Genomic DNA, 17503 nt, shown 5'->3' with positions numbered 1-17503 from the left:
GTTATTGTACATTGTCCTCTTCGTCAATTCCTTTGCGTAATGCATTCCAGGCCAGAGTGGCACATTTGATGCGTGCAGGGAACTTGTTCACACCGGATAGGGCTTCGAGATCTTCATAATCATCGAAATCGACTTCTTCCCCTTGCATCAATGAGGAGAAACGGTTAGCCAGATCGAGCGCCTGTTCAATCGTCTTGCCTTTGACAGCCTCGGTCATCATCGATGCCGAAGACATGCTGATTGAACAGCCTTCTCCCGTATACTTGGCTTCCTGAACGATTCCGTCATTCAGCATCAGCTGCAGTGAAATCCGGTCGCCGCACGTTGGATTGTTCAAATTCACCGTGACGACGTCATTGTCAAACGTTCCGCGGTTACGCGGGTTTTTGTAATGGTCCATTATAACACGACGGTACAGATCATCAAGTTGCATCGCCAAAATACTCCTTTGTCTGGATTAAGGCGCTGACAAGCCGATCTACATCTTGTTCGTTATTGTATAGATAAAAGCTCGCACGAGCCGTTGAGCTTACTTCAAGCCAGCGCATCAGCGGTTGGCAGCAGTGGTGTCCTGCACGAATCGCTATACCGCTCGCATCCAGCACGGTAGCGACATCATGTGGATGTACATCTCCCAGATTAAAGGTTACTACGCCAACATGACGTTTAGCTGGTCCATAGATGCTGAGTCCATCAATCTCTGACAGGCGTTCCGTTGCGTAAGCGGCCAGTACACCTTCATGATGAGCAATTTCATCCATGCCGATCTGCTCAAGGAAATCAATGGCAGCACCCAATCCTACTGCTCCCGCAATAATCGGGGTTCCGCCTTCAAATTTCCACGGCAGTTCTTTCCAATTGGAATCGTACAACCCCACATCATTAATCATCTCACCGCCGAACTCAATTGGTTCCATGGACTCCAGCAGCGCCTTTTTGCCGTAGAGTGCACCGATACCGGTCGGTCCGCACATTTTGTGACCAGACAGCGCATAGAAATCACAGTCCAGATCTTGCACATCCACCTTCATATGCGGTGTGCTTTGTGCGCCATCCACAACAATAACTGCACCATTGCGATGGGCGATTTCAGCGATCTGTTTAACGGGATGCACGAGTCCCATCACATTAGATACATAGGCAATCGCGACAACTTTAGTTTTGTTCGTGATTGTTTGCTCCACATCAGACAACTCAATATGGCCGTCTGGCTGTAGCGGAATGTATTTCAATGTGGCCCCTGTCTCCTTGGCGACTTGTTGCCAAGGGATCAGGTTACTGTGATGCTCCATCTGTGTAAGAACAATTTCATCGCCTTCTTTACAGTTGGCACGAGCATAAGACGAAGCCACCAAATTCAGGGCTGTCGTTGTACCGCGTGTGAAGATGATCTCCTGCGTGCGACGAGCATTGATAAACTTGGCAACCTTCTCACGAGCGCCTTCATAAGCGTCCGTTGCCCGGCTTCCGAGTGTATGCACACCGCGATGCACATTGGAGTTCTCATATTCATAATAATGTTTAACCGCGTCAATCACAGCACGAGGCTTTTGCGAAGTCGCAGCACTGTCTAGATATACGAGCGGGTGTCCATTGATTTCCTGGTGGAGGATCGGGAACTGCTCGCGAATGGATGGGTTCATTGTCCCAGCTTCTTCTCAATCAGGGACTGCAATTGGGTACGCAGTGCTTCCAAAGGAATATCCGCCACCACCGGAGCAAGGAAGCCATAAATGATCAGGCGCTCCGCATCCGTACGGTTAATCCCGCGAGACATCAAGTAATGGATTTGCTCCGCATTCACTTGACCTACAGAAGCCGCGTGACCTGCTGTTACATCATCCTCATCAATCAGAAGGATCGGGTTGGCGTCTCCACGTGCTTTAGGACTCAGCATCAATACTTTCTCGGTTTGCTGTCCGTCGGCTCTTGTAGCGCCTTTCTCGATTTTCGTGATACCGTTGATGATTGCCGAAGCCTCTTCACGCATAACCGCACGTGTGATCATTTGGCTTGGCGTATTTTTACCGAAGTGACGTGCTTCAGTTGTGTAGTTAATCTTCTGTGAACCGGAACCCACAGCAATCACTTTGGAATCCGAAGTGGACCCATTCCCCTTCAAAACACTCATCGTGTTGCTTGCCGTATCACCATTGTTCATTTCACCAACGATCCATTCAATGGAGCTGTCATTTTCCAGAACAGCACGGCGGAAGGATACATCCGTTACGTTAACGTTCAGTTGGTGAACCGTTGCAAAGCGCACTTTTGCACCCGATTTTACGAATACTTCCACAACTCCGTTATGGAATACCGGTGCAGAGAGCTCACCAGACACGTAGTTGTCCACGTAAGTAACCGAGCTGTTTGCTTCGGCAACAACGAGTACGTGAGGCGCAAATGTTGCGGAAGCATCGTCTGTAAGCAATACTGCTTGCAGTGGAACTTCAATGTTCACGTTTTTCGGAACGTACAGGAACACCCCGCCATTCCACAACGCTGCATGCAATGCGGCAATGGAATGTTCATCGGCTTTGACCGCTGTGTTCAGATAAGGCTTGACTAGATCAGCATGTTCACGAACAGCAGTAGCCAAATCCGTGAAGATGACACCTTGTGCTGCCAGATCAGCAGACAATTTGGAATATACTGCACCAGAGTTACGTTGGATTACCAGGCTTCCTTCAGCTTGATCCTTAACCAGCTCTTTGATGGATGAAGGTACTTCTTCCAGGGAAGAAATTGCTGCGTCTGCTTTATATGTGCCGTACTCGCTGATACTCCAGCGTTCAATTTTTTGTTTTTCCAGTTTGGGAAGCGCCAGCTCACTCGCAAGCTTCAAAGCTTCGAGCCGCTGCTCAGTCAACCAGCCGGGTTCATTGTTACTTTCCGACAAGGCGCGAAGCGCTTCAGATTCAACCGGAAGAATTGTTTGTGTAGTCATTTATTATCCTCCTCCGTTTTGTCCTTACGCTTCTTGACCTACAGTTTCGTCTGTAATTCCCAGTTCCGCTTTTACCCAATCATAACCTTCAGCCTCGAGACGTTGAGCCAGCTCAGGTCCACCGGATTTCACGATGCGACCTTGCATCATTACGTGTACGTAGTCTGGAGTGATGTAGTTAAGCAGGCGTTGATAGTGCGTGATGATCAAGAAGCCGCGATCTTCGCTCTTCATTGCATTTACACCTTCTGCAACAATCTTCAAAGCATCGATGTCCAGACCGGAGTCGATCTCGTCAAGTACGACGATTTTAGGATCAAGCAACATCATTTGCAGAATTTCATTCCGTTTTTTCTCACCACCGGAGAAACCTTCATTCAGGTAACGATGTGCAAACTCAGGGTTCATATCGAGTTCTTTCATTTTACCTTCCATTTGACGGATGAACTTGATCAGGGAAATTTCGTTTCCTTCACCGCGACGAGCGTTGATTGCACTGCGCAAGAAGTCGGAGTTAGTTACACCCGCGATTTCGCTCGGGTATTGCATAGCCAGGAACAGACCAGCACGTGCGCGCTCATCTACAGCCATATCCAGTACATCTTCACCATCGAGAGTGACTGTACCGTCTGTTACTTCATATTTAGGGTGTCCCATCAAGGCAGAAGCCAACGTGGATTTACCTGTTCCGTTCGGTCCCATGATCGCGTGGATTTCTCCACCTTTCATTTCCAAGTTGATGCCTTTCAGGATTTCTTTACCTTCAATGGTCGCTTTCAGACCTTCAATGACGAAATTCGTAGTCATGTGTATTGTTTCCCTCCATTGATTAAATTGATGTTTACTGTCGAAAACGAAAAAGCGCCTATTATATCTGAACAGGGCTTCCCCTGACTTTCTCTGTTTCATCATACATCTGTAAAGCAATTTCTTCTTGCCACTCTCAGGCATACTTTCTTCACATGCTGTAGAGCAACAATCACTTTAGAATAATTCTAAACTGATTCTCAATGATTATCAAGTCATTTCCTATTAATTCTTGTCCTTCTCAGGAAACTTCATTCCTTATGATTCTATAATAAATGACTGTTTGAATCAAATTAGAAAACAACTTTTCATTTGCGGGACAGTGATATAAATCACAAATTTCACAGTTTGTTCAGCTTGCACACCAAAATGAAAAAGGACTTATCCATTTCCGGACAAGTCCTTTACACTTTATTTACACAAGTTTTTGCACATAAAAAAGATTACATTCTGAGTGTCTCGTTAATCTTCTGTACCTGGTCGGCAAAATCCGCAACGTTCAGCACCGGCGTCATTTCGCGCGGCACCAAACCATTCGGAATGGAAATCCATGAACGGCAACCGTTATATTCTGGCAATACGGGAATTTCCATCGGTTCCTGCAAACGGTACACACGTAAAATCAACACGTGGAGCGGATCTTTCTTTTTCCACTTCAAACGGGATTCAGCAAAATCCGCTGTCCACATATGATATTCCAGAAGTCGATCCAGCATCTCCTGATCTCGAATCTCCAAATCCTGCGTTACTTCAGCATACGATGTAATGCGGACGGTTGAAGCTTCAGGCGCCCATTCGGCCAGCGACTCTTCAACATAGGATTGATCCGAGGACTTGATCAGTTCTTTACGCTGATGCTCATAAGTCGGATACAGGTAAAACGCTGGACTTTTCAACTCAAAATGTTTCGTTTCCTCCACAATCCCGCCTTTTCGCATCACCATGATCTGGCGACCGTTTTCCAGAGCTTGGATTGCAGAAGCCCATTCTTTTAATGCCGGTATCGCTCCTGTGTCTAACATTGTGTTCGCCCTCCCCTGTCACTCTTGACAGCAGTATAGACGCTTCACACTTATCTGACAACTTTTAGCAGGCAACACTGAACACTTTACGGATGAACTCTTCAACCACGAATGGGTTACAGACAGACGGATCTCAGTCCGTCCTGAAACGGTTTAGCCCAGGTATGCACGAAGCATCCACATATGTTTCTCCAGATCCGCTTTGAAGCCTGTCAGCATATCAGCAGTAGGTTGATCCTCAGCCGCATCGGCCAGATCAATACCTTCCTGATACTCATTGGAAAGTGTAGCGAAGTCTTCAATCAGGTTCTGTACCATAGCGTTCGCATCTTCTTTGCCGGAAGCTTCCTGGATCGAAGCCATCTCGAGATATTCTTTCATCGTTGCTGCAGGGCTGCCTTTCAGTGTAAGCAAACGCTCAGCAATTTCATCCATTTGCACTGTAATTTCGTTATAGAACTCTTCAAATTTCACATGCAGTGTGAAAAAGTTCGGGCCTTTTACATACCAGTGATAGTTATGGATTTTGACATACAGTACGTTCAGGTTAGCCACCTGACGATTAAGTACTTGTTCAACGGATTTTGCTTGATCTGTTTTGTTTTTTGTAGCCATATTCAATCCCATCCTTTAATTTAAAATGTAGTCTGTCCACGTTATCTCAGGTTCCCCTGTACGCAAGACAGAGAGTTCAAGTTCAGAACCCGCTAATTTCGCGGAAGTGTTATGGGGCGCGGTTTTATTCAACCGTCCAGCCTATTCATTTTTACCCGTGAGCCTGATCTTCGAATCACCACAACCCAGACTTGTCTCAAAAAAAAGTTCAAAAAACATGCTTTATCCGATATACTGTCATAAACCAAGCAAAGAAGTAGGTTTTCCTGTTTCTTCATATATATGGAGGTGGCACCTTTGACTCAATATCATCCTTTAACCCCACAAGAAGCGATCGTATTAGCCAAAACTTTACCGGGTCCATTTACGGCAGATGCGAATCTGGATTGTCGTGAGATCGGTGACGGCAACCTGAATCTCGTTTTCCATATCACGGATCAGAACTCCGATAAAAGTATCATTATCAAACAGGCGCTTCCTTATGCGAAAGTGGTTGGCGAATCCTGGCCGCTTTCCCTCGTACGTGCTCGCATTGAACGTGAAATTTTGCAGGAAGAATATCGTCTGTGCCCTGGAATGGTGCCCGACGTGTATCATTATGACGATGATCTCGCATTAACGGTCATGGAGGACTTAAGTGACCATGTTATTATGCGCAAGGGTCTGATTGACGGAGCTTCCTATCCTCTTTTCGCCCAGCATATTGGGGAGTTTATGGCGAGAACCCTCTTCTTCACTTCAGACCTCGGTATGAACCAACAACAGAAGAAAGAACAGCAGGGACGATTCGTCAACCCTGACCAATGCAAAATAACAGAAGACCTGATCTTTGATGAACCGTATCGGATTGCACAAAATAACAACTATGAAACAGCGATTGAAGATGAAGCCGAAGCTCTTCGTACCGACGAAGCACTGCATTTGGAGATCGCCCTGCTCAGGGAAAAATTCCTGACCCATGGACAAGCCCTTCTTCACGGGGACTTGCATACAGGCAGTATTTTTGTAACTTCCGAGTCGACCAAAGTCATTGATCCGGAGTTTGCTTTCTATGGGCCGATGGGTTTTGACGTAGGCGCCGTGCTGGCGAACCTGCTTCTTCATTATGTTTCGCTGTCCGGCCGTTATCAGGATCAGTCTACACGGAATGAACGTGCAACAGAGTTACTGGACATGGTACGTGATGTCTGGACTGAATTCGATACTCGTTTCCGCGCACTGTGGACTACCGCTCTCGTTGACCCAATGGCTAAAACGCCAGGTTATCAAGACCTGTATGTACAGCAGCTATTTCGAGATACGATCGGTTTTGCCGGGGCTAAAATGGTACGTCGCATCGTAGGACTTGCCCACGTCGCTGATATCGATACCATTACGGATGCTACTGAACGTGAACATGCACAGCGCAAAGCACTGGCCGTTGGTAAAGCCTTGATTAAGAACAATCGGCACGTAAATACAATCGGTGAGGTTCTAGATCTGGTATCTTCTGCCCTCGCAACGGTTAAAGTCTAACATTATTGAACGGAGGAACATTCATGACAACCCCTGAACATCAGCCTCTGTCTTCGCTCAATTGGAAAAAGGACAAGCTTGAAATGCTCGATCAGCGTCTGCTGCCCGAAACGATTCTGATGCTGAAACTGTACACCCCTGAGGAAGTATGGGAATCCATCCATTCCATGAAAGTACGCGGTGCACCTGCCATTGGTATTGCAGCGGCCTTCGGCGTAGTGCTCGGAGCCAAAGCTTATGATGGCATCGCTATTCAAGGCTGGCTGGATCATGTCAAATCCGTCTGTGCACATTTGGCAACATCACGTCCAACAGCGGTTAATCTGTTTTGGGCATTAGATCGCATGATGCAAAAGGCTAACCAAGTCGTAGAAGCTGGTCTAAGTCTGGATGAAAGCACAGATGCGCTTGAAGCAGAAGCGTTGTTAATTCAGAAGGAAGACGAAGAAGTATGCCGCATGATCGGTGAACATGCCCTGCCTTTATTTGAGGATGGAATGGGTGTACTTACACACTGTAACGCAGGAGGTCTGGCGACAGCGAAATACGGTACGGCAACCGCCCCGATGTATCTCGCTCAAGAGCGTGGCATTCATCTGAAGGTATTTGCTGACGAGACACGTCCCGTTCTTCAAGGCGCCCGTTTAACTGCATTTGAGCTACAACAGGCCGGAATTGACGTAACGTTACTCTGTGACAACATGGCGGGTATGGTCATGTCCAAAGGCTGGGTACAAGCTGTCATTGTGGGTACGGATCGGGTCGCAGCAAACGGGGATGTCGCCAACAAAATTGGTACATACAGCCTGGCTGTACTGGCCAAAGCGCATAATATTCCTTTTTATGTAGCAAGTCCACTATCAACCATCGACTTGTCCACAACGTCCGGGGATCTGATTCCAATCGAAGAGCGTGCTGCTGAAGAAGTGACTGAAGGATTTGGCAAGCGTACTGCACCGCAGGGCGTTAAGGTGTTTAATCCAGCCTTTGACGTAACCCCGAATGAATATGTTACCGCAATTATTACGGAAAAAGGTATTGTTCGTGCGCCTTTCCAGGAGAACCTCGCGGCTTTATTTGCAGAATAAAAATATTTATAAGACAACCCACTTAGCATGCATTGCTGTGGGTCTGTGAGGAGGGGGACAAGCCGGATGCATCCGGCTCCGTCCCTTTTTTTCTGTTCTATCTCTATAGCGCCGAATGAAAACGACACGTGCTTCAGATCATTTTTAACAATGCTTCTACACCTGTCATACCCACTGTAATCCCCATAGCCTCTGCCTCAGTCGTCACCGATTCCATTGGTGCATGAAGCAGTTGCTCCAGTGTTCGCACACCTACAGCCCGTGCGGCCACAATCTTGCGATCGCCCAGCTTCTCATTCAATAATCCCACATCAAGGGCGCCGCACATGATATACCCTTTGGATGTATTAATCGTTAACAGTGTCGTTTTGGGAAGTTTCACTTCTACCCCAACGAGCACATGCTCTCCCACCACAATCGGCTCCATCGTCACCATAATCTCACGATCCACCTCCTCTTCAACAGATCACGATAATTGTATGCCTTTTGGTGAATCGTCGTGTGGACACCTGCCGTGAAAAGAGAAAAGTTATGCTGAACTGTCGTCTTCAAGGCTTTGACGCGTCGGAGTTCATGTTGAATCTCTATCCGCTGCTCTTCCATTCTTTTCTGTGAACGCAACTGATCAATGAATCGAAACACCTGATGGTTTCCAATTGCTGCTAGTTCTCCGTTTATCGAGGCGTCATGGTACGTTAAATTCAGATGATAATTCGCTTTGCGGATTCGTGACGAAGTGACCTTATATACGTATCTCAATCGATTCTGATATGAAATGTTCATGCCCTATTCCCCCTGCTTCTTCCTGTCCTGATTACTAAATTATAGTTGTAGGTCAGGTTCATGAAGCATGCAAAAGGTTTGATCACGGGATGAAAAAAGAAGAATATATGAGGAAAACAAAGGATCATTCTGAGTTCTAAAATTAACCGATTTCTAAGTCTTTGGTACTATGATTTCCATCATATTAGTGCTATAGTATATTAGAGTACATACGTGCTTACACATTATTTAACGGGGCTGGGATGAATGAAACAAACCTTATCCAATCAAGATGACGTCGGCTATTTATTTAATGTCGATATACTTATTAAGAGCCGTTCAAATGCATTGGCACTGCAGTCCCTGATCGAGTTCATAAACAAAGAAGAACAAATTGCGGACTTTCGGATTCACTCCGGAATTGTGCTTGGTCAAATCATTGAAGCTATGACTCAGGCTAAAACAGGTTCTACTGACTCTAATCAAAATTTCCTTGATTCACCACAATTTTCCAACGCACAGTTAAACTCCAACAAGTCAGACCATATCGTTGATTCGGTTTCGTCCAAATCACAACCACAAGAACCAGTTGCCAAGGAATCAAATTCAAAAGTTGACAAGAAAAAGTCTACTGCAGACACTTCCCATGTCGCTGATTCGAATTCGTTCGATGCCTGGATTGAATCCTTAATTAAAGAAAATCGTCTCACCCGAATTGTCGTAAACAACAAACATGGCAAGCATCAGAGCATTCCTTGTCGAATACTTAATTTTGATCGGGATAACAATGTGGTTAGCATTTATCATGTGGATGAAAAACAAGTTTACACATTCAGAACAAACGAAATAGATGAGTTCTTACTGTAGCCTTAAAGATTCAAACAAAAAAAGCAACCTGATCTGGAATGCGGTAAACATTCGGGCACAGGTTGCTTTTGTTATACGATTATTCTTTAACAAAGACTGCTACAGACTGGTCTTGCCCCGTTGCCAGACATCCATTGCAAACAGCAGCCAGCCAGCAATAAAAGCTACGCCACCGATCGGTGTGACCGCTCCTAAAATTTTGATACCCGAGATGCTAAGTACATAGAGGCTTCCTGAAAAAATGATGATACCCGCGAAAAGCAAACGCGCTGCCCATTTCAGCTTCGTTGATGCTCCGAGCTGCCCAGCAGTTAATCCTACAATTAGCAAAGCAAGCGCATGAATCATGTGGTATTGTACCCCTGTTTCGTAGGTAGCAATTGCACTTGCACCAATTTTGTCCTTAAGCATATGTGCACCGAATGCACCAATAGCCACCGACAGCATCGTTAATATGGCTCCAAGCATCATCCATCTCCGTTGCATATCCACTCTCTCCCTTGATTCGTTTCGAACGCCATTACTCCATATATTGTAGCGAATTCAAGCTCTAAAGTAAAAGAAATGCCTTATGCATATCTAATCTAGAATCGCTGGACACTATACAGGGTAATAAACATTCAGTATTCTATACAAATCATGATATCTTTTAAGGAGGTAGCGTGCCCTAATGAATAATTACAATTCACCAAACTCAGATGACTATACACTCCCGCCAGAATCAGCAGAAATCAATGGAATACCTCTCAAACATTCAGGGCCGGGGATCGCAAGTTTTGTTATTGGACTGGTTGGTTTTCTAGGGCATCTCGTAACATTTGTGTTGATGTCTCTTGTACTGAATAACTCCATTGAACTCCTCGGATCGTCAATCAGCCGGGAAGAACTCGCTATTCATCCGGCATTCGTTCTAGGTTCTTTGGCTTTTCTTGTCTGCCTGGTTTTTAATCTCATCGGCCTCATTCTTGGGATTATTGGATTAGCGCTCAAAAATCGCAAGAAAGTCTTTGCCGTTATTGGCACGATTCTGAGTGGACTACTTATTTTGTTTTTCACAGTGCTTGTACTTGGCGGTATATACTTGACGTAATGCTTTCCTTGAGAGCCCCGGTTCTTTATAATTAAGCTAGGTGGCTTAACCTTTGCCCCGTTATACTTAACATATGAATGACCAAATATTTGAATTCAAAAGGAGATTGACATGCCACGAATTAAAATTTTTGCGGACAGCACCAGTGATCTGGCTCCGGAGTGGATCCAGCAGTACGAAATCGGCATCATTCCTTTGTATGTGGTGTTTGGTGAAGAATCCCTGAAGGACGGACAAGAGATCAAACCAGAGCAATTGTACGAACGTGTAAGTCGCCATGGTTCTCTGCCCAAAACAGCAGCACCTTCACCCGCTGATTTCATGACCGCATTTCAACCTTACATAGAACAAGGCGACGATATTTTTTACATCTCCTTATCTTCTGAGCTTTCTTCAACCTATCAGAACGCTCTGCTCGCCAGTTCTGAATTTCCAGAGGGGCGCATCTCTGTAGTGGATTCCAAAAATCTCTCCTCAGGCATTGGCTTGATGGTAATGAAAGCTGTGTATGCAGCAGAACAAGGAAAAACGCTGGCCGAGATTACGCAGCAGATTGAAGCCATGAAACCAACGGTGCGTACAGAGTTTGTTATCGATACTCTGGAATACTTGTATAAAGGCGGACGTTGCTCCGGTATGCAAAATCTGATTGGTAGCCTACTTAAAATCCGTCCCGTCATTCGGGTAACCGATGGTAAGATGTCCCCCGCCTACAAAGTACGCGGTAAACGAGAAAAGGCGCTGGAACAAATGTTGCAAAATACGCTCAGCAATAAAGAACAGATTGATCGGGATTTAGTGATCGTTGTTCATACCATGGCTGAGGAAGATGCGTTAAACCTGAAAAAGACGCTGCAGGAGCAAACCGGAGCGCGCGTAGAATTAACTACGGCAGGTTGCGTCGTTTGCAGTCATTGCGGACCCAAAACGACCGGAATAATCTATAACACGATTCATTAGGACGAATGGTAACAACAAATAAAGGGCATGCTCAGCAGATTGCTAGGCATGTCCTTTATTGGGTTGGGGATGACAACTAAATAAGCTTATTTTCTTTGATACCCAGACCTCAACTAAAACTAACTTAATCCATGCTCGTCTTGCCCGCTTGATTTGATCGTTAATAGGTTCTGGTCTTCAGATCGTCCAGACTTTTGAATCCATAACCTTGCTTGCGTGCCTCATCAATGATTGCTCCAAGTGCCTCCGTATTGTCTTTCGAAACGGAATGTAGCAAGATGACAGCCCCCGGATGAAGCTGTTTCAGCACCTGTTGATGAGCATACTGTGCACCACGCTGTACATTCGTGTCCCAATCCTTATAGGCTACAGACCAAAACACATTGACATATCCCTGAGCATAACTCTCAGCAAGTGTACGATTGTTGAAAATACCGCGAGGTGGCCGCAAAAATGTAGCCTGTTGCCCCGTGAGACGGTGCACTTCAGATTTCACTTTTTCCAGTTCCTCTTTAATTTGTGTATTGGAAATTCGAGTCATGTCCGGATGACTCCAGGAATGGTTCCCGACAATGTGCCCTTCGGCAGCCATACGTTTGACAAGATCCGGCTGATCCTTCAAATAATGTCCTGTAACAAAGAAAGCTGCCGGTACCTTCTTCGCTCGCAACACATCCAGTATTGCAGGTGTGAACCCATTCTCATACCCATTATCGAAAGTCAGATACAGTTCCTTTTGTTTGGTATCCCCCAAGAAAATGGCATGATTATGCTCCAAAATAGACTTGAAACCTTCCTGATCAATGGAAGGCAGTTCGCCATTCTGACTTTTTTTAAAGCCAAAGTGGTATGCTCCATTAATGGGAGATGCTTCTGCCTGCGATGCCAGCATGCTAATGGTGAACAAGCCGAGCAGCAGATATAGCACCGTTCGCTTCATGTTATCCGCTCCTGTCCCTGAAATTTCAGTTTGTTTAATGGTCACAAACACCTTCAGGTAATATGCCGCAAGAGCGTCTATATTATGTAATCATTAGCGTTATATCCGTTTATTCTCGCGTGAGGACTGCGTTGGTTGATGGAAAAGCTCAAGTAAAGTCTGAGGTTTACCGCTAGTAGCCAGCCAATCTTTTACCGTCTGGATTGCACGAGTCTGACCGTCCCCTTGATCCCTCCAGGTTAGAAGCTCTATCACTTTGATGATGAGTGCTGACATGTTATGATTGTCCTTTTCAGAGCGTTCTGCACGTAATTTATGATATAGAGCCTCCTGCTCCCAATCCAGCAAAATTTCATCTCCGATCGTCGGTTTCATGAGTGTATAAGCCCGATTGCAGCCTTCGCAGCGAACTGTGTTCACTTGTTGCTGCACAAAATAGGTGTTCACTTCCTGCCCGCAATCAGGGCAGTTGAACCCTACCTGAATATTTTGAATGTTGTCACTCATGATCTTGTCCTCCTGCTCTCTGTGTATAACATCTATACCCGATATACAGACGGTTCACGCTTCTTTGACGGATAATTTTCATGGTCTATAATCTAGCAAATATGTTAAAATATTATACATAGGATTAGTTGAAAAGAGGTGGGATAACATGTCGAAGGAAGATCGTCATATTACTTGGCAAGCATCGAGTCTAAATCGACAGGATCGGGAGAATAACAACGGACATCGCAGTCGCACGATATGGTTTACAGGTTTATCCGGAGCGGGCAAATCCTCCATTGCCTTTGCACTGGAGAGAACCCTGCATGAACAAGGTGTTCGCTGTTATGTGCTTGATGGTGACAATGTACGGCATGGATTGAATCGGGATCTCGGTTTCACCGCTGCAGATCGCCAGGAAAACCTGCGTCGCATCGGAGAAGTAAGCAAGTTGATGGTAGATGCGGGACTACTTGTGCTTTCGGCATTTATTTCTCCCCACGCACAGGATCGGGAGATGGTCAGGCAGCTTTTTGAACCGGAGGATTTCATCGAGGTTTATGTTCGTTGTTCTATTGAAGAATGTGAACGGCGTGATCCCAAGGGACTCTACAAAAAAGCTCGCAAAGGTGAAATCCCTCATTTTACTGGTATATCTGCTCCCTACGATATCCCAACCTCTCCTTCATTCGTCATTGATACCGAACAATGCAACATTGAGGAAGCTGTTCAAGAAATTGTGCAACATCTGCAACGAATCGGTGCCTTACATCTTCCTGTACAGACCAACTCATCTCTGACTTATTAATTCAATTCAAGAAATAATAAAGATATGAAAGGCGTCCCTCTGCGGCACGCCTTTTTTCATTCTAGTAACACTCGCTTCTCTTTAATTCGTTAATAAGAATACAATTTATGGTTTACTGTCCAGCAGCACCAGCTTGCATATGAAGCAGTTTGCTGAAACTGCCTGACGAATCCATAGATAATTGCTGATATCCGCCTTCTTGGATGACCCGCCCTTCTTCCAAAACGATGACACGGTCTGCTGTTCGGATCGTGGAGAGTCGATGTGCAATGACGATAATTGTGACGTGTCCCTTTAATCGTTCGATCGCTTCATGGATATGCTGTTCATTTTCACTGTCCAGTGCACTTGTGGCTTCATCCAGTACCAGTACAGAAGGGTTACGAAGCATGGTCCGAGCCAGTACAAGACGCTGACGCTCTCCACCGGACAGGCGTATGCCACGATCACCTATAATGGTATCCAGACCTTGCGGAAGCTTGCGAACAAATGAAGCGGAAGAAGAAAATTGGAGTGCCCGCCACATCTGTTCTTCACTTGCATCCGGATCAACCAGACGTAAGTTCTCACGAATGCTGGTATGGAACAAAAAAGGATCTTGTGAGACATACCCGATCGAACTTCTCCAGTTCAATAACTGTTCCTCAGTCAAGGGTTTTCCATCAATCAGGATACGACCACTCTCAGGCTTCACCAGACCCATGATCAGATCAACAAATGTACTTTTACCAGCCCCCGACTTCCCAACAATAGCAGTCATACCTTGAGCAGGAATATATGCTTGCACATTCTTTAATGCATACGTGTCACTTCCCTCATAACGGTAATCCACATCCTCACACACGATGCTTTTTACCAGATCGATTGGAGCAATAGGCTGGGAAGCAGAAATACCTGTCTCTTTCCTTGATTCACGGATCTCACAGTTCTTCTCCGTTTGATCCTTCAACTCTCTCACGATCCGAAATGCCGGCAACATTGAACTGATGTACTCCAGATTAGACTGAATCGCTGTAAACCTTGGCCATAATCGTGAAAAAATCAAAATAATTAATAACAGGTTGGCTGGTGGCACCGACATCACCTGTAAAGAAAGGTAAATAAACGCCGCGATGATTATCGCCGCTGACACCCGATGAATGAGCTGTGTACCTGTATTTAACTGACTAAACTGCACCACATTACGTTCAATTTGGCTGCATATGCGATCAAACCAGCGGATATGCGAACTTTCCAGCATATTGCTCTTAATATCCTTAATTCCGTTGAAATGCTCCGTGATCCCGTAGTAGTAGCTCTGCGAGAATTCGGAAGTCTGATCTCCAATCTGTTTGGCACGCCTAACAAACTTTCTTAGTAATACAAATAACAACAAACCACTGACAAGTACAAGCGTTGTGAGCTTTGCGGATAACCAGAAAGCCAGCCCAATCTGAATCGCTGTAAAAATCAGCGAGGCTGCCATCTGCAGGACTAGACTTGTTCCCTGACTTACCCTGGCAAGTTCTGTGGTTAATATATGGTTGAAATCGGATTTTCGTTTTTGGAGAAAAAAAGACCACCGTGCCCGAAGTAGTGCACTGTAGGTTTCCAGGCGCAGCGTTCGTATGAATTGCTGCTGAATACGGGTATTGCGAATCGTCTGAAGACGCTGCATCCATGCCTGTCCTGAGAGGATAAATACAAAAGCCAGTAAAACAAGTAGCAATTGACCATTTTCCGAGAATCGGTGGAGTAGCTCCGTTAACCAGGGGATATGTATACCAGAAGAGCCCATCTCAAAAACACCAATTAAACTTAACATAGGAACAAGCATGTAGATGCCGATTCCTTCCATTAAACCAATCAAGATCATAGCTAGCAGATTCCAATATAAAATAGGCCCAGAAATATGATGCAGTTTTCGCATGAAATAATTTAACTCGGCGATCATACCTTTCCCCTCTCTGCCATCGTGCTTTTTTTGAAGCGCCGCCAGAACCAGAGAAATGGACGTAACGGAAAATACAGAAAAAACAGAGAACGTGGTAGCGGGAATTGATGCACATCCCAAGTACTTGGATATAACCGCTCAATAAAGAAAAACCATTTTTGCCTCGTACTACGAAGAGAGAATAAATAAGTTGAATAGTTGTGTAGCTCTTCTGGACTGTCTAACATTTCGTTCATAAACAGCGCGCCTTCTCTCGCCAGTCGCTTTCCCATACGCTCACGCGTAGCCATAATCGATAAATACGGATCGCCCAGCGGGGTATGCAACAGATCCGAAACGAGATGTAATGTCTGGGAACCGATGGCTAGACGTCCTTCTGCTTTCAAACGACGCTCTACCTTTTTCATATCGAGCGGCATCGAACGAATCATCTGATCGATATCCAGTAACCACCGCAGTCTGAACCAACCGTGTCTTGCACCATGCGTCACTAAATAAACCCATAAATCCTCTCTTTCAAGCATACGTACAGGTGTCTGGGTGTACGAACTGAATCGGCTTCGTTTCCACAACAGTTCAAACTCCGTTTCCCGGCCAGAATCAGGGTTAAGCCGCCAATGGATCTCCACTTGAGTACGTTTGACCGGATGAACATAACAGATATGATGCTCCCGCCACTTCCAGCTACGAACAGTAAGCGCCCTTTCCCCTTCTTTGCACTGGTAACCAAGGTTGACAAGAATACGCCCTGCTTCCTCCACATTCTGAACTGGAATTAAAATATCCAGGTCTTTCGAAGTCCGCATGGACACATCTCCGTACAAATCATGAGCCAGAGCAGGCCCTTTCAGTGTAATCGTGCGAATGCCACGCTCCCGAAATGCGCCACACACTTGCTCCATCTCGGCTGTTAAATGTAACATACGGAAAGTATTAATCGTATACTGCTGTTTCAAACTCCCTAAAACTGCTTCGGGAATAAACCGCAGATCCAGCATTTTTAATTTCATATAAATAACAGAATACAGACGATGATGGACCACAAGTTGTAAAAAAAGTGGCCAATCCATCTCGTGCAGTCGGCCCTTGATCTCCTCGGAAGTCAGATCTGCCAGATCATCTCTAAGCAGGCTCAAGATTAGCTTGAGCTCCTTCGGAAACCCTGTGGAATACAGTTCAGTTTCATGCGTCATAGACAATCTCTCCAGATCCCTTCTCAGGACATCGTTTGCCAAACACGCCGACGACCGTATATTGATCCATCGTATCTGCTCCAGTTACGATCAGTTTTCCACTTCGTAGCCAGGCGTGTGCCATCAGTTGTCCTTGCTTATTCCTTGCGGTACCCATATATAATGTACTCGCGATATTACGCCGTTCCAGCATTTTCATTGCAGCTATCGCCATAACAAGACATTGGCTTTCCCAAAACGTATATTTACTAGCAATCATAACGGCTTTCGATATGTTTCTTATTTCCGCCACTTGAGTCCGATTCAATCCAGTAACAGGTGTTTCGATCATAGGTGTACCAAGCCTCGGAGCAATTTTGGCAAACGGCCTTGTCTTTTGCACTCTAGCCCATCCTAGCAGGATATAAGCTTCCCATACCAAACGCCTTATCGTACCTGGAAGCGAGAAATAGGACTTCACTTTACGATACATG

General features: G+C 45.5%; 20 protein-coding genes. 6 read left to right on the top strand and 14 right to left on the bottom strand.

The window, feature by feature from the left end; genetic code table 11:
• Position 1: 1 nt before the first annotated feature.
• The 6 genes from sufU to MHI38_RS25420 all read right to left on the bottom strand — a co-directional run bounded on the left by sufU (position 2) and on the right by MHI38_RS25420 (position 5388).
• A complete protein-coding gene (gene sufU, locus MHI38_RS25445; protein WP_090920111.1) occupies positions 2-433 on the bottom strand; it encodes a Fe-S cluster assembly sulfur transfer protein SufU in 432 nt (143 codons plus the stop codon).
• Positions 423-1643, bottom strand: a complete 1221-nt coding sequence (locus tag MHI38_RS25440; protein ID WP_090920108.1) for a cysteine desulfurase — start codon at positions 1641-1643, stop codon at positions 423-425. Before MHI38_RS25440 ends, sufU begins: the two co-directional genes overlap by 11 nt.
• Positions 1640-2944, bottom strand: a complete 1305-nt coding sequence (sufD, locus tag MHI38_RS25435) for a Fe-S cluster assembly protein SufD (protein ID WP_154886783.1) — start codon at positions 2942-2944, stop codon at positions 1640-1642. The genes MHI38_RS25440 and sufD overlap by 4 nt, the downstream gene beginning before the upstream one ends.
• Before the next feature lie 24 nt (positions 2945-2968).
• Positions 2969-3751 carry a Fe-S cluster assembly ATPase SufC gene (gene sufC / locus MHI38_RS25430; protein ID WP_090920103.1) on the bottom strand — a complete coding sequence of 261 codons (783 nt, stop codon included), beginning with the start codon at positions 3749-3751 and terminating at the stop codon, positions 2969-2971.
• Positions 3752-4194: 443 nt separating this feature from the next.
• Complete coding sequence (locus MHI38_RS25425; RefSeq protein ID WP_090920101.1) at positions 4195-4773, bottom strand: DUF1802 family protein; 579 nt, start codon at positions 4771-4773, stop codon at positions 4195-4197.
• Positions 4774-4926: 153 nt separating this feature from the next.
• Positions 4927-5388: a Dps family protein gene (locus tag MHI38_RS25420; protein WP_090920097.1), complete on the bottom strand. Its 462-nt coding sequence runs from the start codon at positions 5386-5388 to the stop codon at positions 4927-4929.
• 297 nt (positions 5389-5685) lie between these two features.
• On the opposite strand from MHI38_RS25420, the gene mtnK reads away from it, so the two are divergent.
• Positions 5686-6903 carry an S-methyl-5-thioribose kinase gene (gene mtnK, locus MHI38_RS25415; protein ID WP_341181832.1) on the top strand — a complete coding sequence of 406 codons (1218 nt, stop codon included), beginning with the start codon at positions 5686-5688 and terminating at the stop codon, positions 6901-6903.
• 23 nt (positions 6904-6926) lie between these two features.
• Complete coding sequence (mtnA, locus tag MHI38_RS25410) at positions 6927-7991, top strand: S-methyl-5-thioribose-1-phosphate isomerase (RefSeq protein WP_123064994.1); 1065 nt, start codon at positions 6927-6929, stop codon at positions 7989-7991.
• A 133-nt stretch (positions 7992-8124) separates the two neighbouring features.
• On the opposite strand, the gene MHI38_RS25405 is transcribed toward mtnA, so the two are convergent.
• The gene (locus MHI38_RS25405; RefSeq protein WP_090920088.1) at positions 8125-8427 is read right to left on the bottom strand and encodes a YunC family protein; all 303 of its coding nucleotides are present in this window, start codon (positions 8425-8427) and stop codon (positions 8125-8127) included.
• Positions 8421-8774, bottom strand: coding sequence for a hypothetical protein (locus MHI38_RS25400; RefSeq protein ID WP_341181831.1), 354 nt, complete (start codon positions 8772-8774; stop codon positions 8421-8423). Before MHI38_RS25400 ends, MHI38_RS25405 begins: the two co-directional genes overlap by 7 nt.
• A 246-nt stretch (positions 8775-9020) precedes the next feature.
• On the opposite strand from MHI38_RS25400, the gene MHI38_RS25395 reads away from it, so the two are divergent.
• A complete protein-coding gene (locus tag MHI38_RS25395; protein WP_154886790.1) occupies positions 9021-9620 on the top strand; it encodes a hypothetical protein in 600 nt (199 codons plus the stop codon).
• A 99-nt stretch (positions 9621-9719) separates the two neighbouring features.
• Here MHI38_RS25395 and MHI38_RS25390 read toward each other — a convergent pair whose 3' ends face one another.
• Positions 9720-10106, bottom strand: coding sequence for a DUF423 domain-containing protein (locus tag MHI38_RS25390; protein ID WP_154886792.1), 387 nt, complete (start codon positions 10104-10106; stop codon positions 9720-9722).
• 184 nt (positions 10107-10290) lie between these two features.
• Here MHI38_RS25390 and MHI38_RS25385 point away from each other — a divergent pair, with 184 nt between their 5' ends.
• Entirely contained in the window at positions 10291-10710 is a 420-nt protein-coding gene (locus MHI38_RS25385) for a hypothetical protein (protein WP_154958219.1), read from the top strand.
• 111 nt (positions 10711-10821) lie between these two features.
• On the top strand, positions 10822-11670 hold the full coding sequence (locus MHI38_RS25380; RefSeq protein ID WP_154886796.1) for a DegV family protein: 849 nt from the start codon (positions 10822-10824) through the stop codon (positions 11668-11670).
• A 160-nt stretch (positions 11671-11830) separates the two neighbouring features.
• Here the strand turns inward: MHI38_RS25380 and pdaA are convergent, their stop codons facing one another.
• Together pdaA and MHI38_RS25370 are read right to left on the bottom strand one after the other, a co-directional pair.
• Positions 11831-12610 (bottom strand): delta-lactam-biosynthetic de-N-acetylase, encoded by a 780-nt coding sequence (pdaA, locus tag MHI38_RS25375; RefSeq protein WP_341181830.1) that lies wholly within the window; start codon positions 12608-12610, stop codon positions 11831-11833.
• Between the two features lie 99 nt (positions 12611-12709).
• Positions 12710-13117 carry a hypothetical protein gene (locus tag MHI38_RS25370; RefSeq protein WP_341181829.1) on the bottom strand — a complete coding sequence of 136 codons (408 nt, stop codon included), beginning with the start codon at positions 13115-13117 and terminating at the stop codon, positions 12710-12712.
• A 148-nt stretch (positions 13118-13265) separates the two neighbouring features.
• On the opposite strand from MHI38_RS25370, the gene cysC reads away from it, so the two are divergent.
• A complete protein-coding gene (cysC, locus tag MHI38_RS25365; protein WP_090920009.1) occupies positions 13266-13904 on the top strand; it encodes an adenylyl-sulfate kinase in 639 nt (212 codons plus the stop codon).
• A gap of 112 nt (positions 13905-14016) precedes the next feature.
• On the opposite strand, the gene MHI38_RS25360 is transcribed toward cysC, so the two are convergent.
• The 3 genes from MHI38_RS25360 to MHI38_RS25350 are packed head-to-tail and all read right to left on the bottom strand — an operon-like array spanning position 14017 to position 17502.
• Positions 14017-15837, bottom strand: a complete 1821-nt coding sequence (locus MHI38_RS25360; RefSeq protein ID WP_154886800.1) for an ATP-binding cassette domain-containing protein — start codon at positions 15835-15837, stop codon at positions 14017-14019.
• On the bottom strand, positions 15834-17030 hold the full coding sequence (locus MHI38_RS25355; RefSeq protein ID WP_154886802.1) for a nucleotidyltransferase domain-containing protein: 1197 nt from the start codon (positions 17028-17030) through the stop codon (positions 15834-15836). Before MHI38_RS25355 ends, MHI38_RS25360 begins: the two co-directional genes overlap by 4 nt.
• A complete protein-coding gene (locus MHI38_RS25350) occupies positions 17020-17502 on the bottom strand; it encodes a lasso peptide biosynthesis B2 protein (RefSeq protein ID WP_154886804.1) in 483 nt (160 codons plus the stop codon). The genes MHI38_RS25355 and MHI38_RS25350 overlap by 11 nt, the downstream gene beginning before the upstream one ends.
• Between the last annotated feature and the right edge of the window lies 1 nt (position 17503).

Origin of the sequence: Paenibacillus sp. FSL K6-1558 (assembly GCF_038002565.1) — a bacterium.
In the GTDB taxonomy this organism is placed as follows: domain Bacteria; phylum Bacillota; class Bacilli; order Paenibacillales; family Paenibacillaceae; genus Paenibacillus; species Paenibacillus polysaccharolyticus.
Note: the sequence above shows the minus strand (reverse complement) of the source record. Positions and strands in the feature narration are given on the sequence as shown.